Origin of the sequence: Sphingobacterium sp. UME9, from assembly GCF_014170215.1 — a bacterium.
GTDB classification, from domain to species: domain Bacteria; phylum Bacteroidota; class Bacteroidia; order Sphingobacteriales; family Sphingobacteriaceae; genus Sphingobacterium; species Sphingobacterium paramultivorum.
The window spans coordinates 633275-659280 of the sequence record NZ_LZZP01000013.1 but is presented as its reverse complement, the minus strand read 5'-3'; the positions used below and the strand labels follow the sequence as shown (position 1 = coordinate 659280).

Genomic DNA, 26006 nt, shown 5'->3' with positions numbered 1-26006 from the left:
CTTGAAAAATAATACCTTTGCCAAAACCTCATTTATGAAAAAGTTTTTTAAATTTATTAAGATCACATTTTTTTCTATACTGGCCATTATTGGGTTATTATTCCTCTATTTTTTCATTTCCAATCGGATATTTATAGGAAATACCAATGCGGAAAATATAGCGTATCTCAAGCTCCATAAAACGGAGATTAAGGATCGTATTGTAGATTCTCTATTCGACAATAGCTTCTATAACTCGGATATTTTTTTACTTGGGGAAATTCATGGCTACGCAGACAATCAAAAGTTGGACAAAGAGCTGCTATTCTATTTGAACAAAAAACTCGGTGTTAAATATTACATTGCTGAGATGGATAGTACAAATGCCAATAAACTAAACAGCTTTTTATCCAAGCCCCTAATAGATAACGCCCTACTCAAAGATGTGGTTAGCTCCATTCGCAAACGTATTCCGCAACAGTCTAGTTTAGAGCTATATCAAAAATGGGGTGAAATTTATGATTATAACCGCAACCTTGCCGATTCGGCAAAAATCACTGTTATTGGCATAGACAAAAGCTTTACAGCGGATAAATCTGACGTGTCCAGGGATTCAGCTATGCTATTAAATTTGGAAAATTATATTAAAAATCACCATATCGATGGTCAAAAATTATATGGATTATTTGGTTTCTTTCATGTTTTACAAAAAGGAAAGGATGCAACCAACGATCCTTTTGCTACACGCCTGAAAAATAAAGGATATAAGGTCTCTAGCTTTGTTAGTTATACCATTGCTAGTGAAATGTATCTCCCAAAGAATCCTCAATTTCCAACCCCTGCAGATGAAAAAGTAGATTGGGTAAATGCAGATGGCCCACTTATGCTCGTGAAAGGCATTCAGGATCTAAAAGAATTAAGTCGGCCAAATAGTATATCATTGTTTAAACTCAATGCAGCACATTCACCGTATGCTACTTCTCAAAATTTAATAACTGTAAAATCACGGCTTTTCGGCGAGAATATCATACCCGCTGAGAAGACTCATACAACTGATTTTTTTCAATATGTATTTTTGTTGCGAAATTCAAAGGCCTTAACAAAACTTGATTAGGACAGCAAGCATTTCATCGAAAAATCGGGTAAACAAGCCGTCTGCAGATCATATGATCAAAGAGACAAGTATCCTAATGAAAAATATTCCATTCATAAACAGGATGATCCGTATTTAAAAGAAGGAATCTAGCTTATCGACTTGCAAGATATCACTTTGGTTTTTATATTTGCGACATCATAAGAAATCCTAATGCGGAAGTGGCGTAATTGGTAGCCGCACCAGACTTAGGATCTGGCGCCGCGAGGCGTGGGGGTTCGAGTCCCTTCTTCCGCACAAAAATCTCCCGAGCTCATAAGTTCGGGAGTTTTTTTTAGAAATTAGTTCTTTGCTACACGATTTAAACCGACCAGTCAAATGGTTTTGTACAAGGATCACATTCAAATTTTAAAACCTTGCCTAGACTTTTGGCTTTTTTCCCTTTTTTCACAAATACATACGCTAAATCTACATATTCTTCCACTTCCACTCCGCTTTCGTCTCTACCTTTTACGATAACAGAATAATATTTTCCGTCAGGATATTGCTTGAAAAATACTTCGTTTACAGTAATCTTTTTCGGTGCTTGATTGTCGCAGCAGCTACACCATAAAATAACAATGGGTTCTTTCTTAAGATATGCAACTGCGGTTTCCGCTTGTTTTTGTGTTAGGGCCTGGAGTTGGTCTGCTTTTGAGAATAACGCAGTGCATAGCAACAAAAGAAGAAAAACGGTCTTTTTCATACAAATAGTTTTAAGTTTAAAAGAATTCATCAGCAAAGACTATGCCTGTAGATGCACGAAAAATAACATCAGCTTTCCTTAGGAATGAAATAGTCGGTTATTTCTTTGCCAATTCTGGGCAGCGTATTGGATTTACCCTAACAGAAAGGCCTTATAAATTAACAACTTAAAAAACCTGTTCTCAAGATACAAACTGTATCCCTAATAGATGGCGTTAGTATCTTGAGAACAAATTAATATTTTATTTTTCCCAAACCAATGCACTTGCGCCAAGAATAGCAGCATCAGCTTCTTCCAATTCACTAAAGACAAGTTTCACTTTATTCCTAAACAAAGGAAAAAGATTTCTTTCCATGTGCAGCTTCGCAGGTTTTAAGATAAAATCACCGGCTTTAATTACCCCACCAAATAAGAGAATTGCTTCAGGAGATGAAAACATCACAAAATTGGCCAAGGCCTCACCCAGCTTCTGTCCCGTATATCTAAATACTTCGATGGCTATCGCATCCCCTTTCAAAGCACATTCATGAACAGTCTTGGAATTTATAGCATCTTCTGGATACTGATTTAGCATCGACTCAGGAAATTCAGCTCTCATTTTCTTTGCCGTGATCGTTATTCCTGTCGCGGATGCATAAGCTTCTAAACTTCCTTCAGAACCTGTGCTCCAATGCTTCCTTCCTCCAGGTTTAACAATGGTATGGCCTAATTCTCCAGCAAATCCGTCATGACCATAGATAAGCTTTCCGCCGGCGACGATACCGCTGCCGACACCTGTCCCTAGGGTAATCATAATAAAATCTTTCATTCCCCGCGCTGCACCAAAAAGCATTTCACCATAGGCTGCAGCATTGGCATCGTTGGTTATGGTACAGGGAATGTTAAACTTAGCGGTCATTAAGTCACTGAATCGAATGACACCCTTCCAAGGAAGATTTGGCGCATGGTCTATGGTTCCAGTATAATAATTCGCATCCGGAGCACCAACGCCAATTCCATCAAAGCTATCTTTACCTCCAAAATTTTCAATTAAAGGAGATGCTTTTTCATACAACGCATCGATAAAATCCTCTACTGTCTCATAATCATCTGTTTTTATGCTTCCCTTTTCAAGTACTTCACCGCGATGATTGACCACGCCAAATTTCGTATTGGTCCCTCCGATATCTATTCCCAACGCTACGCGTCTTGATAAATCTATTAACGACATTTCTATTTCTTGTTTCTTAGTTCTAAAATTACTAAAAGATAATATTTTATGAGCAGTCGGCAAAATCTTCTTGCCATTTTATATCTGTAGGGAACGCTATTTATGATCACGAGCAATCCGATCAAAGTTGGATGTATCCGGCATCGCTACTTTATTTTATCGCCTACACACACCAAATTACCAAAGGCGGCATAGTTTTAGCACGTTAAGAATAGTTTAGGCCCTATATTTATATTTTTTAGTACAACAATAAATTTATGAATAAAATATTACGATTTTTTGATCTACACCAAGGTGAAGAAAAAAAGGAAGCTGTTCTGGAAAATGTTGTCAGCAATATTTCTTTTCGCGGAGCTAATGCCTGGATTCTAGCCTGCGCGATTGTAGTGGCGTCTGTTGGATTGAACGTAAATTCTACTGCCGTCATTATAGGAGCCATGCTGATATCTCCGTTAATGGGACCAATAGTAGGAGCTGGATTTGCCTTAGGGACTTTTGACTTTCCGTTATTAAAAAAATCGTTAAAAAATCTACTGATCGCCACATTGATCAGTTTGGTCGTGTCGTTTATCTATTTTCTTTTAAGCCCCTTCAAAGAGGCACAATCTGAGTTACTAGCACGCACATCACCCAATATCTACGATGTCATGATTGCAATCTTCGGTGGTCTGGTCGGTGTCATTGCTATTACAAGAGTGGATAAGGGCAATCCAATTCCTGGAGTAGCAATTGCAACAGCCCTGATGCCTCCGCTCTGTACCGCGGGCTATGGGCTCGCAATAGGCAATTTCAGCTATTTCGCTGGCGCATTATTCCTATATATAATAAACTGTGTTTTTATCTGCATTTCGACCTTTGTGATTGTCAAATATTTACGGTACCCCAAAACACATTATGTCGATCAGCAACGGGAAAAAAGAATTACACAAAGTATTACCATCATCACAATTATACTTGTATTGCCGAGCGTATATTTTGCCTACAATCTACTGCAAGAAAAAAAATACACAAACAAAGTAAATCAGTTCGTTCAACAGGAATTGAGCAATAAAGGTTATACGGTTATTTATGAAAAACTGGAGATGAATGGTAATCCAAAGAAATTAGAACTGGCTTTCTTATCAAAAAAATTCAGCAAAAAAGAAGTTGAGTCTCTACAACACAGCATGGAAACATTTGGGATTACCAATACCTCGCTGGTTATTCATCAGGACAGTTTAGACCTAAAATCGAGTATTCTTAGCGAAATCGATAAGCGTACCGCTGCTGTAAGTGAAAAAGACCTTACCATAAGAGCTCTCAATAATGAACTTACCAAATACCAATTGGCCAATCCACAGCTCGATCGGGATATCTTGGTATTGTTCCCCGAACTAAGCTCCTATAGCATTGGTATACAACAGCATTACAGCAAAAAGGATAGCTTAGCCGACCTTGTCGCATTTATTTATTCTACCAAAACTCCACTACCTCAAACACAACAGGAAAAGCTACAACAATGGCTACAAAATCATTTTCCGAAAGATAGTGTAGAAATTATACGTAAATAGACTTGAGTCAGCTCGTTCTATGCCGACGATCTGACGGTTTAAACAAGCGTAAGAGCTATGTTCAATTAGCAAAGAACGAATGACTACGCCATGTTTTCACACGGTCTTTCTATAATTATAGATGGCTAAACCATTCAACAAAAAAGCAAATCCAATAAGATAAACAAGCTCTTTCTTCACTTCCTGAAATCCACTACCTTTTAAGACAATTAGCCGTACAACACTGATAAAATGGGTAACTGGTGTGCATTGCGAAATCGCTCTTGCCCAAGCCGGCATACTATCTGTGCTGGTAAAAAAGCCACTCATCAGCATAAAAACCATCATAAAGAAATATGCGATGAACATGGCCTGCAATTGTGTGTCTGCAAGGGTAGAAATAAACAATCCCAACCCCAATAGTGCAATGAGGTATACTGCAGCAAAGAGATATAAAAGCAGTAAACTTCCCTGCGGAAAAATACCATAAACAATATACATTACAATCATACCAACGGTAAAAACAATCATGCCCACAATCCAAAATGGAATTAGTTTCCCTAGGATAAACTGCCATTTTTTGATGGGCGTCACATTGATCTGCTCGATTGTTCCGATTTCCTTCTCTTTGACAATATTGAGCGCTGTAATAAATCCGCCAATCATCGTAAGCAACAAAACCAAAATACCCGGCACCATATAGTATTTGTATTCAGCCTTGGGATTATACCAATTGGAATTCGCTATTTTGATGGTTGCGACCTGCTCTGAAATACCTGTTTTAGCGGCTTTGATATTTACATCCAAACCGCCGTTAAAATCAGTAATTACACTGGTTAAATAAGCTCCACCCAAGGACGATTTTGTACCATTGATGGCATCCACTGCGATATTGACTTGTTGCGTACCTTCCCGCACCAGATTGCGCTCAAAACCTGTCGGTATCTCCAATACAAGATCAGCGTCTCCCTTTTCGATCATTTCCAATCCAACTTTATAAGATAGTGGACTACTTACGATTTTAAAGTATCCTGAAGATGCAATTTTATTGATTAAGGTTCTTGAATAAGAACTGTGGTCGTTGTCAACATAAGCAATATTGATATTCTTCACTTCAAAATTGGCTGCAAATGGCATGATGATCAGTTGAACTGTCGGCATGACAAACATCATGGCCAAGATAATCTTGTCTCTGAATATCTGCCTAAACTCTTTCTGTAATATGAATCTTAATACCTCCATTACAACCTGATTTTAAATCTTTTCAATGCAATTGACAACAATACAACTGACATCCCCACGAGAATCAATGTTTCTTTCCAAACATAACTAAAGCCCATTCCTTTGAGCATGACAGATTTAATGATTGCATAGTAATAGCGGGATGGCACGATATGCGAAATAACCTGAAATATCCAGGGCATATTTTCCAAAGGAAACATAAAGCCAGTCAATAATAAGGTCGGCAGCATCATGCCCATCATCGCTATTAACATGGCCGTTTGCTGGGAATCGGTGACATTAGAAATCAACAAGCCTAAAGAAAGACAGGTGATAATAAATAAAATACTCTCCGCGAAAATCAATACCAGACTTCCCCTGATCTCAACATCAAGTACAAACACCGAAAGTAGAAGAATAATGATAAAATTGACGAGTGAAAGCACGAGATATGGAATCGCTTTGGCGATGAGAACCATAATGGGTTTGAAAGGCGATACCAATAGAATTTCCATAGTCCCCAGCTCTTTTTCGCGCACAACTGCCACGGAGGTTAGGGCTGTGCTCACGATCATAAAAATCAATGCGATCACTCCAGGGATAAAATTAAGGGAACCGTTCTGCTCTTCATTATACAATTGTCGCAGTTGGGGCACAATCTGATAGGATAGCGCTGTTCCGGGATTTAGGTCCTGCTGGTATGCCTTGATTATAGCCGTCAGATAATTGGTGACTATTGTGGCAGTATTCGGGTCGGAAGCATCAGCTAATAGCTGAATTTGAGCACCATCCTTTCGATATAGATCCTCCCCGAAATTTGCAGGAAAGATTATTGCACATTTGATGCTTCCATCTTTAAATCGGCTTTCTACATCTTTATAATTTACAATTTCGTCTTTCACCTGAAAATATGAACTTGTTTTAATACGGTTTACGATTTCACTGGAGTTGACATCACGCGCATTATCCTGAATCGCAATTCCAATATTTTTAACTTCGCTACTCAATGCATAGCCAAAAAGGAGAATCTGAACGACGGGAAACCCAAAAAGGATAAGCAGTGTTCTACGATCCCTAAAAACATGATAAAACTCCTTGCGAATAAAAGCGAATAGCTGTTTCATATCAATCTCCCGATCTTTTAGCTCCACGTGCCAGTTGATAAAATACGTCGTCCATGGAATGGGTTTCGAACCGCTGTTTTAGATTTGTGGGACTGTCCATTGCTTCGACTTTCCCATCTACCATAATACTGATACGGTTGCAGTATTCGGCTTCATCCATATAGTGTGTTGTCACAAACACCGTTATGTTATTGGCAGCAGCCTCATAAATCATATCCCAAAACTGCCGTCGGGTAATCGGGTCCACGCCCCCTGTTGGTTCGTCCAAAAAAACAATCTTAGGTCGATGGAAAATCGCTACGGAGAATGCCAACTTCTGTTTCCAGCCCAAAGGTAATTCCCCCACGAGTTTTTTTGCTTCTTTCTCTAAACCTAAGGTGTGGACCAAATCACTGCTTCGCGACTTTATGTCTGCCCTTGAAACACCATAAACACCTCCATAAAACTCAATATTTTCCAAAATAGTGAGGTTATCGTACAACGAGAACTTCTGACTCATATAACCGATATTCTTTTTGATCTGCTCCTGTTCTTTATATACATTGAAGCCAGCGACAGTTGCTTCACCCGATGTCGGGTAGGACAAACCACAAAGAATACGCATGGCCGTGGTCTTCCCCGCACCATTGGCCCCAAGAAAACCAAAAATTTCGCCTTGGTCAACATCGAACGTAATTTTATCTACGGCCTTAAAATCTCCAAATTGCTTGGTCAGGTCCTTACAGACTATTGCCTTATTCTCCATCTGTGACTTGTTTGAATTCGTCCATACCATTTTGATCCTGCATCAGGCGGATAAAACTATCTTCGATCGTTGCTGTTATTTTTTCAACCACAAGATGTTGTGGGTTATATTTATTTGCCAGGGCAATAATGCCTTCCCTACCATCCACTTCTGATTTTGGGGTAAGGTGCAAATATTCGCCAAATGCATAACAGCTTTCTACCGCCTGATCCGAACGGAGGTCCTGGAGCAGTTTATATATATTGTCCGCTTTAACCGCATATAGTGGCTTTGGAAAACTTTTTATAATACCTGACGGTTCATCGATTGACATAATCTTTCCGCCCTGCATTAATGCAATACGATCACACAGTCGAGCTTCATCCATATAGGGTGTGGATACCACGATCGTGATCTGCTGTTCCTTGAGTTTGGTCAACATTTCCCAAAATTCCTTTCTGGATACAACATCTACACCTGTTGTCGGTTCATCCAGAAAAAGCACGTCGGGCTTATGGATCAGCGCACAGCATAAGGCCAGCTTTTGCTTCATTCCGCCAGACAATTTCCCTGCTCTACGATCGTTGAAGGGTTGTATCTGATCATAAATATCTTTGATAAGTGGATAATTTTCCTGAATGGTTGTACCAAAAACTGTCGCAAAGAAAGTAAGATTCTCCTTTACCGTCAGGTCCTGGTATAATGAAAAACGTCCTGGCATATACCCTACCCGATTGCGTATCTGTTGATATTCTCTGACAACATCAAATCCCTCTACAGCAGCAGTACCGCTATCCGCAAGCAGTAAAGTGGTTAGTATTCGGAAAATTGATGTTTTACCGGCGCCATCAGGCCCTATAAGCCCAAACAACTCACCTTTTTTCACCTCAAAAGAAACATCATCTACGGCTCTAACATTACCGTAGGTTTTGACCATATTTTCTACACTGACAGCGATCATAATAACTTACTTTGACCAAAGGACCTCACCATACATCCCTATTTTTAAATAACCATCATTTTTCACACTTACTTTGATCGCATAAACAAGATTAGCGCGCTCATCTTTAGTCTGAATTGTCTTTGGTGAAAACTCAGATTTATCTGAAATCCATGTAATTGTTGCGGGATATTCCTTATAATGCTCCTTGCCATCATCAATGCGCACAGTCACCCGCTGTCCGACTTTTATCTGTGGCAACTGAATTCCGGTAATATAAGCCCTCAAATAAAGCTTCGTCGTGTTGGCAATTTTATATAAAGGCTTACCTACGACCTGCAACTCACCCTGTAGTGCATAGTTTACCAAAACTGTCCCACTAATAGGATTAATCACCTGTCCCTTATTGATCTGTTCCTGAATCTGTGCAGCAGATTTCTCTAAGGGATTTTTCTCGCTTAGGATACTCCGATTTTGGGTATTTGTATTGTATGTATTGAGGGTGAGTTGTTGCTTGGTCACGGCTATTTGTTTCCGCAATTGATCGATTGCCGCATTGATGTCATCGAGCTGTTTACGTGTTGCCGCATCTGATTTTACCAGATTTTCCGTCCGGGTCCTTTCGTACAGCTGTTGTTTTAATTGCGCTTCCTGAACGACCAGTTGGCGCCGCACCAGTTCAACCTGATCCCTGGGATTCACCGTCTTTTGAGCTAAAGCTTCGATACTTGCCTGCACTTGTTCTTTTTGCAATTCAGCAGTACGGACATCTATTTTTCCGACAGTATCACCAGGTTTCAATTGCTTTCCTTCTTCAACAGCATATTGCATCAATATCCCGTTTTGCTGCGCAGAGACAATCACTTCATCAGCCTCAAAGTTCCCGGAAGCGTCATATTCATTATGTTGCTTACAACCACTAAGCAAAGAGAGCGTAGTAATAAATACAATTAATCTTTTCATTTTTTGATGTTTACAGTTAATTCCCGGCTATAAATTTTAAATTATAGATCGCTTGTAACAATTGGATCTCGTGCAATATTTTGAGCTGCTTGGCCAAGTGTTCTGCATTTAATTTTTGAATATACTCGTGGGTCGTGATCACTCCATTGCTCAACTGCGCCTCAGCAGATTGAGTTACCGATGTCCGCAAGGCAATCGCAGCATCATCCTGTCGAATCAAGATGGTATATTTATTGACCTGCTCATCCTCTTGGCTCAGGTCAACTTTGGCATTCAGCAAAAATGTCTCCTTATCGGCATCAATAGACTGACGATTGAGCTGAAGGATATTTCGTTTGTTGGACAGCGAATAAAAGCTACTTAGCGACCAAGAAAAACGCAGCCCTGTAACGTACCAGGGACCAAATTTATTTTCAATGATATTGAGGGTTGGCCTTCCGTATGCCCCTTGAAAAAAGCCACTTACCTGTGGAAGATAATCGGATTTCAATTGTTTCTCCTGTTGGTCAACGATGTTTTTTTGTAAATCAAAAGCTTTTAATTCAGGTCTGTTAATGGCGGAAAGCGTATACTGAGCAGTAGGCAATTCCAATTGCATGGATTCGGGTAGCTTCTTTCCTATAAACAGCGAAAGCATATTTAAATATGCTGTACGATTAGATGTATATTCTGTGGTCTGCATTTCTATATTCAATACTTCAGCTTTCAGCTCTTCCACATTACTCCGAAATGCCACCCCATTATCAAAAGCAGCCTCAGCTTTTTGTACCTGAGTCTGTAAGTTAGCCTTGTTTAACTCGTTCTGCTTCAATTGGGCATCAATTAATAAAATAGCAAAATAAAGACTATTGATACGTTGATTGATCCCATAGAGACTGGATACTAAGGTCTGCTCCTCCAGTGCCGTATTTGCAGCGATTAAATCCTTCTGTATTTTTGTATTGCCAGCATCGTAAATGAGCTGACTAATTTCACCCTGTATTTTATACTGATCTTTGCTGATAGAAGGTAGGGAAATACCTGGCAATGAACCCACAGCATCCGCAAAGCTGACTGTTTGGGATTGATAAGTTGCCTGACCTGAGAAGTTGATTTGGGGGAGAAACCTTTTATTGGCATTTTGGATAGTATACTCACCTGTTTTGGTTATCAGATCCATTTTTTTAATTGCTGGATAATTTGCTTTGGCAAGAGAATAACAACGCTCCAGAGTGAGCGCTTCTCCTTGTGCAGTTGCCCTATTTGCAAAATGCAACAGGATCAATAAAAGAATAACATGCGTTAAATAACAATACTTCATAACTGCGTTGTTCATATATCGTGGCATTATTTTTTAATCTTTAGATTTAATCATTTGATTAAGTTTGGGACAAAAAAAATTATTTTGCTTTAATCATCGCTCCTATCCATATCGGTATAAGCTTCTTACGCTCAATCATAAGTGCATTAAACTGTTCGATATCGAGATCTTGTACCCCCATAATCAAAGGCTTTGCGATAAAAGGAAACACAACCATCCCCAATAAATTCATTAAAAAGTGTAAAGGATGTGGCTCCATAATAAAGCCCTGTGTTACGGCTTCACGATGCTGTTTAAAAAAAACAGAATTGTTTAGCAATTGTTTGATTGGCAACTTTTCGAGGAGTTCCTGAGGATTGTTTCTGATTTCCGAAATCAAAAAAGTAGGTACCTCCGGTTCTCTAATGATAAAATCGATATATCTATTTGCTATCAATTCAACTTTATTTTCAAGATTGGTCGCTTCATCATTAAGGATGACCGCCATACTCTGTACAAAAGCCGAAAAGGTTTCAAACATAATAATTTCAAAAAGCTTCTCTTTGCTCCGAAAATAATAATTGAGCAAAGCAAGATTGATCCCTGCTTCTTCGGCAATATCCCTTGTCCTGGTTGCTGAAAAACCTTTTTTATAGAATACCACCCTCGCCGCTTCCTTAATTTTCGTTTCCGTCGACAGATCTATTTTCTTCTCTTTCATCCCGATTAAACTTCATTGTATTATGCAAAGATAGAAAAAAGAATTAAAAACAAACAATTGTTTTAATCAAATGATTAAAACAAAAATATAAACGTATTAAACTGATAATCAATATAAATAAATCACAAAAAAAGGAATCCGTTCCTCAACATGCAGGCAATAAAGCAAGCAAATGATAGGTACTAGCAAACAGTCAGGACAAATTATTTGCAGCTTTTATTCTTTGGTGGGCCTGGCGGAGTCGTTAGCTTTTGATAATCCCTACTGTTTTAGAAGAGCTGCATCTCTTATAAAGATTTCAACCCTGCTCCGATCTTTCTCATTTAATTTAACATAACCTTTTACAATAACAGGATTCTCTTTTAACCACACTTTATTGTTGTCGCTCAGCGTAACCTCCACCATTGGTGGAATACCATTCTGTCCGCAAAACATACATTGCTGCACTGGCAAAACCGACAAAAGGAACCTATTATGGCGAAGACCGGCCTTTAACGGTACCATATAGCCTTGTAACTCTACACTTGTTCCATCCAGTTTCACCAGCTTACTCGGAAAATAGGGGGTGTAAACCGTCTTGCCATTAACCTTGTTAACTTTATAGAGCATAGTGTCAAAGGTTTTCCAAACCTCATTCATCAAAGGCTTATGATCGACCAAATGTTGTGATTCCGTTACCCCTTGAGAAAAGACTGGATTAGTTTTACTTCCTGCAATAACAAACAAAAAAACTAGAATAAATTGCTTAAACATAACGTATTAAAGATTTGTCTATCAAATATAGTTAAAAAACACAAAAGCAACCATATTGCATTTACTGTTTTTTAACTATATTTATAACACGAATAGCGCTATGAAATGACAACTCCATTTGACAATAGGCAACAGGTATAATCAGCACGATTTGATAAAAATTAATATATGAACACATTATTAAAAAAAGATGCGGCATCCAATCCGGAAGATTTAGGAGACCAACACATGATGACTTCAATGGATACTCCCTTACGCTCCGATGCATTTGATCGGACAGACGAAGAAAAAATCAACAAGATATCTCAACTTTTTAAGGGCATTATGTATGAACTTGGCCTCGACCTCCAAGATGACAGTCTGAGCGGAACGCCCTATCGTGTAGCAAAAATGTATATCAACGAATTGTTTTATGGCCTTAATCCGGTTAACAAGCCCAAGCTGTCCACCTTCGAAAATCGCTATGGCTACAATAAGCTATTGATAGAAAAAGACATACGGGTAAATTCAGCCTGTGAACATCATTTTTTACCAATCGTAGGGCGGGCACATATAGGCTATATCCCCAAAGACCGCGTAATAGGACTATCAAAAATAAACCGCATTGTAGACTATTATGCGCATCGCCCACAGGTGCAGGAACGTCTTACTTTACAGATTTACAATGAGCTCAGATCCACCTTAGCAACAGATGATATTATTGTTGTGATTGATGCCGATCATCTCTGTGTCTCCGCTCGGGGTGTCAAAGACACCAGCAGTAGTACAACAACACTGGAATACAGCGGTATATTCTTATCAGAAAGTAAACGAAACGAATTTTTCAATTTATTGAAATAAGATCTGCCTTTCCCCAACTTTCGTTGGGATAATAACAGAAGCAGATTAAATGTATAATCATCGCAAATGAATACAGCTCATGCTCGTCCAGTAACCATTTTAACTGGCTTTTTAGGTGCAGGAAAGACGACTTTTCTAAATGCCCTAATGAAATCCTATCCGAAAAAACGTTTTGCTATCATTGAAAATGAGATAGGACAACTAAATATAGATAGCTCCTTGCTCAATGAAAACTATGGACAACTGGTAGCACTCCAAGAGGGATGTCTCTGTTGTACGCTGAACGATGAACTTTACACCGCACTCGAATCGCTCTATCAAAAACAGGATAGCTTTGATGAACTCGTTATTGAATGTACAGGTCTTGCTATACCCGATGCTATAACAGAACCCTTTACAATGCATCCAATGTTTAAGAACTACTTCCCATTAAAAAAAATTATTTGTTTGGTTGATGCTGCACTTATTGAAGATCAGATCAAGGAAAGGGATGAAGTGTTACGGCAAATCACGGCCGCCGACGTCATTATCATCAACAAAACCGAAGCGGTACATTCGGCATATTTGAGCTATTTAAGCAACTACTTAGCACATGTAAACCCACTTGCGAAAACTCTCCAGTCAACAGTAACGGAGGGATTTCCTTTCGAAATAATTGAAGGAATAAAGTACACAAAAAAAATAGAAGCTTTTTCTTTTCTGAAGAATGTTAATCTAAGCAGTTCAATGATACTTGGCAAATCAAGTCTGACAAAACAACATCTGAGTGATATTGCAACGCGCGTCTATACTTTTGCTGAAGAATTTAATTTCGTAAACCTTTTTCTCGGCTTGAGCAAACTTGTCGGCAAGTATCCAAACAAAATTTACCGAATGAAGGGAATTGGTTATAAAAAAGATGAAGAAAATAAAATTATTATACAGACAGTCGGTTCACGTGTCGATATGGATTACGGTAACAAGTGGAAACAGGATGAAAGAAAAATGAATACACTGGTATTTATTGGAAAAGAGCTGGATAGTCTCTCCATACAAGATCTCCTGATACGTATGTTGACCATCAAAGCGAAGCAATAAACGATTTATAGAAACAATTGTCTACGTAAAAAGACCTCTCGGACACAAATCCAAGAGGTCTTTCCATGGCTAATTATCCTTGTTTTTTGTTTTATTTAATAAGCCAAATAATGTCATTTTGGGTATCTGATCCATTAAACTGACGTTGCAAAGCTTCTTTCAAGTAAGTTTCGTTGGTACTGTATTCGGTCTTAGGGTATGCCCACCGTTTCGGTATCTGGTTATTATTGGCATTCGAAGGTCCTATATCAAAAACTGGCACTCCTGTCCGGCGCTGCTCAAAAAACGCCTGTTTTCCTGAGTTTTCAAAAAATGCCACATACTTTTGTGTTAAGATCTGCTTTAACCCTTCCGCATTGTTCCCTTTGTAAGGATTTGCCTGTAAGAATAAATTGATTTTGTCTTGAGAAACTCCGTAGAACAACATCGACTGACTTATCCCCGACTGAAATCTTACCGCAGCATCTCCGCTAGCCCAACCGCGATTGATACCTTCTGCCAGGGCAAATTGCACTTCGGAGGCACCAAATTGAATAGACGGAACCCCAGACGGCGAAGCGAGCCAATAATCGAAATTGATCATAGAGAGCTGTCCATCCGCCGCTTGTTTTAGCAAGGTACTCTGTAGGTCGCCTGTTTTCCCTCCATTGTATGCGTCGAAAGGGCGCGCAGGATCAGAAGGCAACGCCGAAGCCGGTAGTGCCTGAATCGATAATCTTGGATCCTGTAAAGTCTTTAAAATATTCAGATAGGTTGCTCCCAATGTGTTTCGCACATCCTTTTTTATAATCACACCGTCTGTTGGCCACAGCGGATAGGTGTTAATATTATTGTAAAGGAGTTGAAAATTATCCCGATTTTCAAGAATCAGTGGGTATTTGGTTGGATTCGCCAAAACTTCAGCAAAGCGTTCCTTCACCCGCAATGCGGGACTATCATCGGCACGTTTGCTGAGGCTAATTAAAACACGTAGCTTAAATGAGTTGACCAGTTTCTGCCACTGCTCAGGCTTGCCATTGTAAAAGAAATCGCCATCTAATGTATTGCCTTTTTCTTTTAGATTTGCCAGTTCATTATTCGCCTCCTCAAGCCAGCTAAGCACTTGCTGGTATACCTCCAACTGGGTATTGTATTTGGGCGCAAAATTGCCCGCTGATTCACCTTGCAGAGCCTCTGTCAATGGAATATCACCAAACATTTCCGTCGTTCGGGCAAAGAAATAAGCCTTGAAAAATTTGGCCATGGTCATATAAGCAGCACTCAATTCAGGAGTTTTTGCAGCTTCGATTTCCATACGGTACACATCACGCAATATACCATAGGGCGTTTCGAAAGAGCCTGTAGTCCATCCATAAGGCTGCCCCGCATAATAGGCCTCATTTTGTGTCATGTACTGATTATGTCGATGATCTTCACTCCATGGCGCATCATAAGAACGCATGAGTATTCCCGTAAACAAAAGTTTTGGAGCAGGATTATATACAGCCGCAGGGTCTTTTTGTAGATCCGTTATCTTTTTACAGGAACTGAAAGAGCACCCGAACAGGAGAAGAATGAGAGTGGATTTAAAGTACTTCATTTTTAAAAATTTTGACTAAGTTTTTAGAAGGTTGCATTAAGATTTAGACCAAAGCTCTTTACTGATGGTGTCTGGTAGTCTGAGCTAGCACTGGTGAATTGGTCCAAATCCATATTTTGGGTACCTTTTCCAGTGAAATACAGCAAATTCCTACCGACCACTGAAACACTTGCACTGCGGAAGAATCTGGAATTTTTCAACAAGTTGGCAGGTACATTATAACTGAAAACGATCTCCCGCAATTTGACAAAGGTTCGGCTTTTGGCCGTAATTGGTCCCGACTGATAGTAATTAGTGGCCCAATTTTGCCACAACACAGAAATATCATTTGGGGCAAATTCCCTTGTATCGGAGATTATCTTACCATCCTGATCTGTATTGAGCTGCCCCTTGACTATTTTTAAACCATTGGTCATGACAGTTCCTTTATAATCTTTGACATCCCTATTTTCCCAGTCCTTTAGACGATATTCATTTGCTGATTCGGGATGTGTTCCTGATCCCCATTGTTTGGCATCCTGCACATTTTTTATTAAACCACCAAAGCGGCCATCCACAAGAAAACTAAAACTGAAATCACGGTATCGGAAACTATTGCTGATACTGGCCGTAAATTTATTATCGCTATAACCTATTCTGCTCACATAAGGATTGTAAGCTGGTAAACCGTTTGTACCCACAATTGGCATTCCTTTTTCATCACGCTGAAAATCATTCACGTAATATCCGTCCCATCGCTCACCAACACGAACATTCCCAGAACGCGTTTGATGCCCATCGATGTCATGTAGCCAGGCATGATTTGTTGATGCATTGACCATTACATTCCAGCTAAAATCTTTCTGTTGAATCAAAGTCCCATCGATACTCAGCTCGATACCTTTACGCAATAAAGTCAACCCATTGGTTTGTCTGGCTCTTACACCCGAAGTAACCGACGTAGCCAATTCAATAATCCTGGGACCTTCCAGGTTTCTAAAAAAAGCAAAATCGAAACCCAGACGGTTGTTAAATAAACGAGTTTCCAAACCTATTTCCGCCGTCTTCACACGCTCTGCCACGAGATCCGGGTTAGGTAATACATCAGTATATGTTACGCCGGTCATTGAATTGGCCCAACGACCATAATTACTGTATGCCGGCAAAAGTTTATAAATATCGTACTGGGCCGATTCATTGACGAAATCACTCGCAACGTTAGCATATGCTCCACGGATTTTTAATGCGGAAATAACCTTGGGCAAAGTGACCATCTGTGAAATCACAGCGCTTAGTGAAGCCGATGGGTAGAAGTAGGTGTTATTCTTTACCGGCATCGTCGAAGATTTATCAAATCGCCCCGTTAGATTTAAGAATAACATGCTTTTATAGTCTATATCCATGAATCCATAAACACTTCCGACCTGACGCAGAGCACGATCGTTAGTAGACACCGTGGGCATGATCGAATTGCTTAAGTCATAAACACCGGGCACAGTCAATCCACGATCTGTACGTGCAAACAGCGATTTGACACTGACGGTTCTTAAATTACCAAATACTGAGCCTGAGAAGCCTATGTCCTCGGCGATACGATTTTGGTATTTTAAGGAGACCTCTGTATTATTTTCCCAAAAAGTATCATAGGTTTCCTGATAACCTCCAACACGGCTTCCACCGATATTATAATTATATAAGTTGGCAGAAATTGGAATTTTAATCGTTCTATTCCTATTCCAGGTACTAGCACTTGTACGTGCATTTAATGACAATTTATCATTAAGCTTGTAATTAGCCGACACGTAACCGTAGATATCATCCTTATCATAAGTCCTCAAATTTTCATAAGCCGTCATCCAAGGATTGTCATAAATGGTGTATTCACGATTGTACTGCTGTACATTTTCTTTCCCAGGCTGCCAATAGTTGCGAAGATCATCAATATCATAATCTGCCGCTCCCCACAATGTAAGAATGTATATAGGACTATTTGGTCCATAAGCAATATTTGGATAATTTGGTGAATACTGCTTATTGTAATTTATGCTCGCATCGAAACGGAGCTTACTACCAGCGTTAATGCCTCCGGTAAGATTTATATTGGTGCTTCCCAATTTAGTGTTAGGCGTAGTTCCCCGTTGAAACATCTGAGACGCAGATAAGCGTAGATCACCATGATCATTTTTGGTCGATATAGCAATATTGTTTGTACTCAAAAGACCATTCTGAAGAAATTTCTTCAAATTATCTTTTCCTCTGGCCTCCCAAGGTAAGGGAATAAGCTGTCCTGTTTTTGGATCTATCGGGCTGTTATATTGCGGAATAAGCTGTCCTTCAAATCGGGGTCCCCAAATATTGTAATCGTTGTCATTGATTCCACCCCCACGACCATCTTTAAAAGCATATTGATAATTTGAACCCGGGCCATATTCGGTTTGAATTTTTGGTATCGCATTATACCCCGTCTGCAATTGTGTACTTGAGTTAAATTCAACCTGGAAACCTTTATCCTGTGATTTTGCTCGTTTTGTCGTTATCACAATCGCTCCATTTTGACCTCTGTTCCCATATAATGCCGCAGCATTTGCACCTTTTAAGACAGAATAGGATTCGATATCATCCGGACTAAGATTCCATGAATCGGTATTAATCGGCATGCCATCGACCACAATAAGAATATTGCTCCGACCACGTAACGTGATACCCGGGTCTCCAAATAAGTTTGTACTCGGTGTAATTGTTAAGCCAGACACGCGTCCAGCTAAACCAGAAATAGCATTTGGTTCCCGAGCTTTAACCATGTCTTTGCCTTTTATTTCCTGCACTGAATAGCCAATAGCCTGCTTTTCTTTTTTGATACCAAGCGCAGTTACAACCACCTCATTGAGGGATTGTTGGTTCGGTATAAGCGAAATAACGGATGAAGGTTGATTACCAACAATGAAAACCTTGGGAAGATACCCAATGTAGCCAATTCTTAGCGTATCACCGATATGTGCGTCGATCACAAACTTACCGGAATGATCCGATGAAACAAGCTTAGCTAAATGAGAATTACGAATTGTTGCGCCATGAATAGCGCCTTGACTCAATGAATCGACCAGTCTCCCCTGGAACGATCGGGTCTGGCTAAACCCCTGTGTAGCCAGCATGGCCAATGACAATGTTAGGCCAGTAACTTTAGGTGAAATTGAATAGGATAGTTTGAACATAATCGCTTACTTATAGATGAAAATGTAAGCAATATTAAACATCGTTTATTAATACTAAACTAAATTCATATTAAGTTTAGTATTTCCATATTAAGTTTAGTATTTCTTTTTGTCCTAAAATAGCTTAGCTAAGTCAGATAGCGGAGCGTTCAACAACACATCAAAGGACGTTCTTTAAAAAGCATATCCATGTTATTCGTTAGCAAACGAATAACATGCTACTCTACCCCATTAGTTTAATAAAATGACAGATAATGATCAAATTTACTTGTTGCTGAATTAGAATTTTCCGTCATTTGTGTAAATGATTTTTTCAGCTTAAAAAAAATCACCGCTAATTATTGACATGGCTGCTACAAATCGAATTACCCGGAGCAAATAACATAAGCTATTTTGCCCGTAATTTGTGCGTACTCCCAGATTGAATTATTGAAAATCATACAACATTAAAACAACAATGAAAAAATTAACACTCGCCCTAATTTTCTTGGCTGGAGTTTACACACAGCATGCGGAAGCACAGACAGCAGGTACAGGATCCGACAAAGGACTTGATCTGAGCTTAATGGACAAATCTGTACGTCCACAGGATGACTTTTACAACTACGTAAGCGGAACCTGGATGAAAACGGCTAAAATTCCTTCCGACAAACCCACTTGGGGAAGCTTCAATAAATTGGCAGAAGATACGGACAACAATTCGATGAAAATTCTGAACTCACTTTTAAAAGATAAATTTCCTGAAGGAAGTGAGGGCAAAAAAATACAGGACCTGTATGCTTCTTACATGAACTTACAGAAAAGAAATGCAGACGGTATTAAGCCGATTCAGGGAAATTTAAACAAAATCGACGCGATTAAAAACCTAAAAGATCTTCAGAATTATTTAACTTCCGTAACGAAAGAAGGTGAGAATAATTTCTATGGCTGGGGGGTCTACGCTGATTTAAAAGATTCCAAAATGAACGCGGTCTACTTAGGAGATGCCTCCTTAGGACTAGGAAGAGATTATTATCAAAAAGAAAATGAAAAAAATACCGAAGCTATTGCCGAGTATCAAAAATATGTAGCTTCCATGTTAACCGAATTAGGCTATAAAAATGCTGATGCTGCCGCAAAAGGAATCGTTGACTACGAAAAAAGCATCGCGAAGACCTACTTGACCAATGAACAAAGCCGTGATAATACGTTACAGTACAATCCGCAGACCATGGCAGAGTTAACCGCCTTGGTTAAAAATGTAAATCTACCTGAGTACCTTAAAAAAGTAGGTGTCAATACAGAAAAAGTAATCATTGGGGAATTAGGTTATTACAAGAACTTCGATAAATTGGTCAGTGCACAAAACCTTCCTGTTATTAAAGATTACTTAAAATTCCATATGATCAACGGTAGTGCCTCTTATTTAAGCGAAAAATTAGGAGACATGCGATTTGCTTTTTATGGTAAGTATTTAAGAGGTCAACAAGAACAAAGAGCATTAAATAAAAGAGGATTTGAACTGATCAATTCCACATTAGGTGAAGCTTTCGGAAAATTATATGTCGAAAAATATTTTCCAGCTGAGGCTAAAGCACAAATGGTCGAATTGATCGACTATTTAAAGAAAAGTTTTGCAGTGCATATCAACGATTTGAGCTGGATGTCTTCGGCTACAAAAGGAAAAGCGCTTGAAAAACTAAACAAATTCACTGTAAAAGTTGCCTATCCGGACAAATGGAAAGATTATTCTAAATTGAATATTCTATCTGAAAATAAAGGCGGTAATCTGTATGCTAACCTCCAAAATATCACCACATGGCGATATGAAAAGGATCTGGCTAAAATTGGTAAGGCTGTTGACAAATCAGAATGGGGAATGACTCCACAAACAGTAAATGCCTATTACAATCCCGTAAACAATGAGATCGTGTTTCCGGCCGCTATTCTTCAACCGCCATTTTTCAACCCACAAGCTGACGCAGCTGTCAATTTCGGTGGTATAGGTGCCGTAATTGGCCACGAAATGAGCCACGGATTTGACGACTCGGGCGCACAATTTGATGCGGACGGAAACTTGGTAGACTGGTGGACACCAGAAGATAAAGCCAATTTTGAAAAAGCAACAAAAACACTCGCAGCTCAATACGATAAATATGAACCTGTAAAAGGCACTTTCGTCAACGGAACATTTACAAACGGTGAAAATATCGCGGATTTAGGAGGTGTAAACATTGCTTACGATGCACTTCAACTATATTTAAAAGATAAGGGAAACCCAGGTGAAATAAGTGGATACACGCAAGATCAACGCTTTTTCCTAAGTTGGGCAACTGTATGGAGAACCCTATCCAGTGAAAAATATATGGTCAACCAAGTTAAAACTGATCCACACTCTCCAGGATATTTCAGAAGTTTTGGTCCATTGATCAATGTTGACGCTTTTTACAAAGCTTTTGATGTTAAACAAGGAGACAAACTATACAAGTCACCGGAAGAAAGAATTAAAATTTGGTAATAAGCATTATACAGGAGCTGCCTCAAAAAAGGCAGCTCCTGTAGTTTTGTTTAATCCAACATCTATTTCTTTTGGGAACCAACCAACCAACCAACCAACCAACCAACCAACCAACCAAGCCCAATATCGAAAGCGGCACTAGTAACATTTCGTTTATAATTCACTAAATCATTTTAGTATACTTATATTCATATTCTGAAAAACCAAGAAGTATACCATGATAAAAACCAAAACCTCAATTTTTGTGCTGGCACTATCGCTCTTCGGTTGGCTTAATGCTTTGGCACAACAGCCACAGCTTTCAACCCCATGGACAGCAATAGCCAAGCAAACAGAAATTCCACTCTCCGAATATCCACGTCCCCAAATGGAAAGGAATGAATGGCTATGTCTCAACGGTAAATGGGATTATATAGGTGGAAAGGATGCTCCGAATGCGCTGAATCCTGCTGCCCCCATTTCCTTTGACCGCAGCCGAGAAAGCATTCTTGTCCCCTATTGTCCAGAGTCCTATTTATCCGGAATACAACGCAAACAAGAAATTAATCTGTGGTACCGTAAAAATTTCGAGCTACCTAATCATTGGAAAGGGAAAGATATTATACTCCATTTTGGTGCAGTGGATCACGATGCGACCATATTTGTAAATGGAAGAAAAGCCGGTACTCATTCAGGTGGCTACGACTCCTTTTGGATCAACATCACTGAGTTTTTAAAGGCCGGTCCAAATAACATTGTCGTTGCAGCGCATGACAAGAACGACGGTAAGTATCCTTCAGGCAAAAATGGACCTCGAGGCGACTATACCTTTTCTTCTGGCATATGGCAAACTGTGTGGATGGAACCAGTAGGCAAAAACCATATACAGGGAATCAAATTGCTGCCTCAAGTAGCAGAAAAACAACTAAAAATACAGGTCACTAGCACAGCGAAGGCAAAAGTTACGGCCATCGTTTCTTCAGAGGGAAAAGAAATTTCAAAAACGGTAATTCAGTCGGGCATGGAATTTAATATCCCGGTAGAAAATCCAAAACTTTGGTCTCCTGACTCCCCTTTTTTATACGATTTAAAATTAAGTATACATGGGAATAATGGAGAAATCATCGACGAGGTGAAGAGCTATTTTGGTATGCGTGATATTAAACTTGGTAAGGTAAACGGAATTGTAAGGCCGCTATTGAATGACAAATTTGTGATGCAGCTCGGTCTCCTGGATCAGGGATACTGGCCCGATGGTATTCTAACAGCACCTACGGAAGAAGCGCTCAAATATGACATCGAGTTTACCAAAAAAGCTGGTTATAACCTCATTCGTAAGCATATGAAAACCGAACCCCAACGGTTCTATTATTGGGCAGATAAAATGGGACTGCTCGTGTGGCAAGATATGCCCTGCCTTTGGTATCCCGATGAAGATACTACGATTTATCGAAAAGCATTTCGTGATGAATACAAAGCCATCATTGACGACCACTACAACTCGCCATCCATTATCGCCTGGGTTCCTTTTAACGAAAACTGGGGCGCTTTCGATGTACGCAATATTACCGACTGGACCAAACAATATGACCCTTCACGTTTAGTGAACGGTAATTCGGGATTTAACAACAATCCATCTTACCAAAAAGCTTATGGTGATCCCGGAAATGGAGATTTTGTTGACACCCATATCTATGTTGGCCCCAAGGGTGCCTCAGAGCCTGATTCGAAACGGGCAGCTTCCCTTGGAGAGTTTGGTGGCGTAGGCTTATTTGTCCGCGGTCACATGTGGCCTGTCGAAAACAATGCCTATGCCTACGAACCCACTATAGAGGCACTCACAGACCGTTATATATTCCTAATGGATAATGTCGAGCAATTGCTCCGATACAAAGGACTCAGTGTTGCTATTTATACGCAAACTACAGACGTGGAACACGAAGTCAATGGACTATTGACTTACGACCGTAAAATACAAAAAATGGTTCTTGAAAGAATAAAAGCCGCTAACCAAGCCGTGATTAAAGCTGGAAATGAATTGAATTAGTAGATAAAGATGTTCGCTATTTCGCTCTCAAAGAATTTTCAAACGATTCAACTGAAACAGCTGTTCTTTTTGCAGAAGTGTTTAATAACAGATCAAGGTGTAACACTATTATGGCAAAATATTCAGAAAAAGCATCTGAGAAAGTTGAAAAGACGATGCACGAAATGAAAGAGGGAAAATTAAAATCTGGTAGCGGAAAAAAGGTAACATCACGAAAACAGGCGATTGCCATTGGCCTCTCCGAAGCCAAAAAAGAAGGTGCCAAAGTACCAAAAAAAAAATCCTAGCAAGTAAACTTGCTAGGATTTTCTCTTTAGCCCAAATTATGCTTTTTCATGCGGCAATCTACAGTAGGGATTTTTTCTTGTCTGTACCATCATAAGGATCTGACAAAACATTTTGACTATCCTCTACATCTATAAAATTTTGATTTACATCTACAGGTGTATAAATATGAACACTGCTTCCATTTCTCTTTTTGAGATAATATTGAATCTTTGTTGTATCAATATTGGTCACATCTGAAGCTGTCCACAACATTTTATGACCTGCACCATCAATCGTTATTACTGTATCATTGCCACGAGCGATGATACGCTGCAGTCCCAATTCTCCTTTTCGATCACCTTCTCTTGTCAACAAATGTGTGTTCCCATCTTTATCAATCATCCTGATCTGTTGATTATTGTTGCATCCAACTAAAAGGATGAAACTAAACAGAAGAAATGGAAGGGTCGTTCGTATTATTTTCATATCGTTCGTGGTATAACTCAATATAGTTTAACGACGAGATACAAAGATGCTGCCAAAATACAGATAAGACTAATTTTTCAAACAGGATATTGGAATAGTTCATGTTATTAAGCTAAAATATGAATTTAATCGAACCTATTCATCCGGTCTTAAGCTTCGCTTCAAATGATAAAACTTAAGTAGAATATGGTCATACCATAAGGCAAACAAAAGCATAGTAGCGGGTAACAATAATGTTTTCAATTTAAAATATTGAAACATAAAACCACCAATAATTCCCCCGATAAAAAAACCACCAATAATCATCAACTTAAGAAAAATACTTTTGTGTAATTTCACTTTCTCAGCCATTTCTCTATAAAAAAGCAACTGTGAAAGTTCAATACCAAGATCAGTAAACAATCCGGTCAAATGCGTCGTTCTGACAACTGATTGTGACACCTTCGTTACCAGGGCATTTTGAAGTCCCATAGCAAAAAGAAGGGCAAATGAAATTATTTCTGGAAACGTTGGCCCTGCTTTAACGAAAGCTGGGAGCAGTCCTACGTTAATTAAGATAATAGACTCGATACAAATTGGAATGATATAGGCATTATGTGATTTCTTTTTTGAGGCTAATTCTACAATAAAACCTGAAACGGATGCTCCCATTAAAAAGAAAGCAATGTATAACAGAAAAATCAAAGCCATCTTGTAATTCATTAAAATCAACTGTTCTGAAAAAAATGCAAAGTGACCTGTGACATTCGTTGTTAAAGTGCCAACGGCAAGAACACCTGTAATATTAACCAGGCCTGCAACACAAGACAAAATAGAGGCTAACTTCAAATTATGAGTATAATTCCTTCCTCTCCCTTGATGCCTAAACATTTGAATTAATCTTTATAAATTAGAGAAAATAAGATTCATTTAAGGTTTCAGTAAATCATATACCCTGACATAATCCACTTCAATCTCTGCAGGAAATGCGCTGGCATCGACGCCTTGCACACCACCCCAATCTCCACCAACAGCCAGATTCAATAGTAAATGAAATCTTTTATCAAATGGCCAAACTCCATTGCCTTTTCCTTCATTCGGAAAACTATAGATCTGTACATCATCCACGAAACCTCGGATATACTCGGGGGTCCAGTCTATCCGATAATCATGAAACTCCGATGTTGCCTGATCAATTCGCTTCATCACTCCTTTTTGAGTTCCAATCGAATGATTATAGTCCTTTGTATGAACGGTAATATGTATTGCATTCTCGTCATAACCGACATGCTCCATGATATCTATTTCTCCCGAATGTGGCCATCCTCCATAAACCCAATCTGTCGGCAACATCCAAGCGGCTGCCCACGTACCTTTCCCTTTCGGTACCTTGGCTCGGACTACAAATCGACCATACAGAAAATCGCCCTTGTTCTTACTGACCAGCCTAGCAGAAGTATAGTCCAACCCTTCATATTGTTCTTTTATTGCAGTAATACTTAAAACACCATTTGCTACACTTGCATTTTTCCTGTTGGCATCTGTATAGTATTGAAGTTCATGATTTCCCCAGCCATTATGTAAGGAGCCTACATCATACCCCCATTTTTTTGCGTCCGGTAGACCATTGTAATCAAACTCATCACTCCAACTGGGCGTTTCAGCAAACTTATATTCTCCTGCATGCGTACTATCGGGACTTGCGGAAAGTATTGTGATCAAAGGAAGTATCCAAAGGCTCATTATGTTTATATTTTATACAACTATTTATAAAGCTAATGAA

General features: G+C 39.2%; 22 protein-coding genes and 1 tRNA gene. 8 read left to right on the top strand and 15 right to left on the bottom strand.

All coding sequences use genetic code 11. The features are described from left to right. Positions 1-34: 34 nt before the first annotated feature. The gene (locus A9970_RS21890) at positions 35-1093 is read left to right on the top strand and encodes a hypothetical protein (protein ID WP_182983692.1); all 1059 of its coding nucleotides are present in this window, start codon (positions 35-37) and stop codon (positions 1091-1093) included. 194 nt (positions 1094-1287) lie between these two features. Next, a tRNA-Leu gene (locus tag A9970_RS21885) sits at positions 1288-1369 on the top strand. 64 nt (positions 1370-1433) lie between these two features. Here A9970_RS21885 and A9970_RS21880 read toward each other — a convergent pair. After that, on the bottom strand, positions 1434-1817 hold the full coding sequence (locus A9970_RS21880; RefSeq protein ID WP_145330466.1) for a hypothetical protein: 384 nt from the start codon (positions 1815-1817) through the stop codon (positions 1434-1436). 241 nt (positions 1818-2058) lie between these two features. After that, the gene (locus A9970_RS21875; protein ID WP_075993778.1) at positions 2059-3027 is read right to left on the bottom strand and encodes an ROK family protein; all 969 of its coding nucleotides are present in this window, start codon (positions 3025-3027) and stop codon (positions 2059-2061) included. 257 nt (positions 3028-3284) lie between these two features. Here A9970_RS21875 and A9970_RS21870 point away from each other — a divergent pair, with 257 nt between their 5' ends. Continuing rightward, entirely contained in the window at positions 3285-4577 is a 1293-nt protein-coding gene (locus tag A9970_RS21870) for a TIGR00341 family protein (protein ID WP_182983691.1), read from the top strand. A gap of 96 nt (positions 4578-4673) precedes the next feature. Here A9970_RS21870 and A9970_RS21865 read toward each other — a convergent pair whose 3' ends face one another. From A9970_RS21865 to A9970_RS21830, 8 genes are all read right to left on the bottom strand, one after another. Beyond that, positions 4674-5798, bottom strand: a complete 1125-nt coding sequence (locus A9970_RS21865) for an ABC transporter permease (protein WP_182983690.1) — start codon at positions 5796-5798, stop codon at positions 4674-4676. After that, complete coding sequence (locus A9970_RS21860; protein ID WP_182983689.1) at positions 5798-6901, bottom strand: ABC transporter permease; 1104 nt, start codon at positions 6899-6901, stop codon at positions 5798-5800. The genes A9970_RS21865 and A9970_RS21860 overlap by 1 nt, the downstream gene beginning before the upstream one ends. 1 nt (position 6902) lies before the next feature. Beyond that, entirely contained in the window at positions 6903-7646 is a 744-nt protein-coding gene (locus A9970_RS21855) for an ABC transporter ATP-binding protein (protein ID WP_088163713.1), read from the bottom strand. Beyond that, complete coding sequence (locus tag A9970_RS21850; protein ID WP_182983688.1) at positions 7636-8586, bottom strand: ABC transporter ATP-binding protein; 951 nt, start codon at positions 8584-8586, stop codon at positions 7636-7638. The genes A9970_RS21855 and A9970_RS21850 overlap by 11 nt, the downstream gene beginning before the upstream one ends. Positions 8587-8592: 6 nt before the next feature. After that, a complete protein-coding gene (locus A9970_RS21845) occupies positions 8593-9528 on the bottom strand; it encodes an HlyD family secretion protein (protein WP_182983687.1) in 936 nt (311 codons plus the stop codon). A gap of 16 nt (positions 9529-9544) precedes the next feature. Continuing rightward, positions 9545-10843, bottom strand: coding sequence for a TolC family protein (locus A9970_RS21840; RefSeq protein WP_220801676.1), 1299 nt, complete (start codon positions 10841-10843; stop codon positions 9545-9547). Positions 10844-10907: 64 nt separating this feature from the next. Then, entirely contained in the window at positions 10908-11528 is a 621-nt protein-coding gene (locus A9970_RS21835; protein ID WP_182983686.1) for a TetR/AcrR family transcriptional regulator, read from the bottom strand. 261 nt (positions 11529-11789) lie between these two features. Then, positions 11790-12281: a hypothetical protein gene (locus A9970_RS21830; protein WP_153846500.1), complete on the bottom strand. Its 492-nt coding sequence runs from the start codon at positions 12279-12281 to the stop codon at positions 11790-11792. Between the two features lie 168 nt (positions 12282-12449). Here A9970_RS21830 and folE point away from each other — a divergent pair, with 168 nt between their 5' ends. Together folE and A9970_RS21820 are read left to right on the top strand one after the other, a co-directional pair. After that, positions 12450-13121, top strand: a complete 672-nt coding sequence (gene folE / locus A9970_RS21825) for a GTP cyclohydrolase I FolE (RefSeq protein ID WP_182983685.1) — start codon at positions 12450-12452, stop codon at positions 13119-13121. Between the two features lie 66 nt (positions 13122-13187). Next, positions 13188-14198, top strand: a complete 1011-nt coding sequence (locus tag A9970_RS21820) for a GTP-binding protein (RefSeq protein ID WP_153846502.1) — start codon at positions 13188-13190, stop codon at positions 14196-14198. 91 nt (positions 14199-14289) lie between these two features. On the opposite strand, the gene A9970_RS21815 is transcribed toward A9970_RS21820, so the two are convergent. Next, on the bottom strand, positions 14290-15777 hold the full coding sequence (locus A9970_RS21815) for a SusD/RagB family nutrient-binding outer membrane lipoprotein (protein WP_182983684.1): 1488 nt from the start codon (positions 15775-15777) through the stop codon (positions 14290-14292). A 23-nt stretch (positions 15778-15800) separates the two neighbouring features. Further along, positions 15801-18968, bottom strand: coding sequence for a SusC/RagA family TonB-linked outer membrane protein (locus A9970_RS21810; RefSeq protein ID WP_182983683.1), 3168 nt, complete (start codon positions 18966-18968; stop codon positions 15801-15803). Positions 18969-19425: 457 nt separating this feature from the next. On the opposite strand from A9970_RS21810, the gene A9970_RS21805 reads away from it, so the two are divergent. The 3 genes from A9970_RS21805 (at position 19426) to A9970_RS21790 (ending at position 23778) form a co-directional block, all read left to right on the top strand. Further along, the gene (locus A9970_RS21805) at positions 19426-21465 is read left to right on the top strand and encodes a M13 family metallopeptidase (RefSeq protein WP_120336360.1); all 2040 of its coding nucleotides are present in this window, start codon (positions 19426-19428) and stop codon (positions 21463-21465) included. 217 nt (positions 21466-21682) lie between these two features. After that, positions 21683-23491, top strand: coding sequence for a glycoside hydrolase family 2 protein (locus A9970_RS21795; protein WP_182983682.1), 1809 nt, complete (start codon positions 21683-21685; stop codon positions 23489-23491). Positions 23492-23601: 110 nt separating this feature from the next. After that, positions 23602-23778, top strand: a complete 177-nt coding sequence (locus tag A9970_RS21790; protein WP_167450483.1) for a DUF6496 domain-containing protein — start codon at positions 23602-23604, stop codon at positions 23776-23778. Positions 23779-23836: 58 nt separating this feature from the next. Here A9970_RS21790 and A9970_RS21785 read toward each other — a convergent pair whose 3' ends face one another. The 3 genes from A9970_RS21785 to A9970_RS21775 form a co-directional block, all read right to left on the bottom strand. Then, a complete protein-coding gene (locus tag A9970_RS21785; protein WP_159731536.1) occupies positions 23837-24244 on the bottom strand; it encodes a hypothetical protein in 408 nt (135 codons plus the stop codon). Positions 24245-24379: 135 nt separating this feature from the next. Then, positions 24380-25114: a YoaK family protein gene (locus tag A9970_RS21780; RefSeq protein WP_182983681.1), complete on the bottom strand. Its 735-nt coding sequence runs from the start codon at positions 25112-25114 to the stop codon at positions 24380-24382. A 39-nt stretch (positions 25115-25153) separates the two neighbouring features. Further along, a complete protein-coding gene (locus A9970_RS21775; RefSeq protein WP_182983680.1) occupies positions 25154-25966 on the bottom strand; it encodes a family 16 glycosylhydrolase in 813 nt (270 codons plus the stop codon). Positions 25967-26006: the final 40 nt, after the last annotated feature.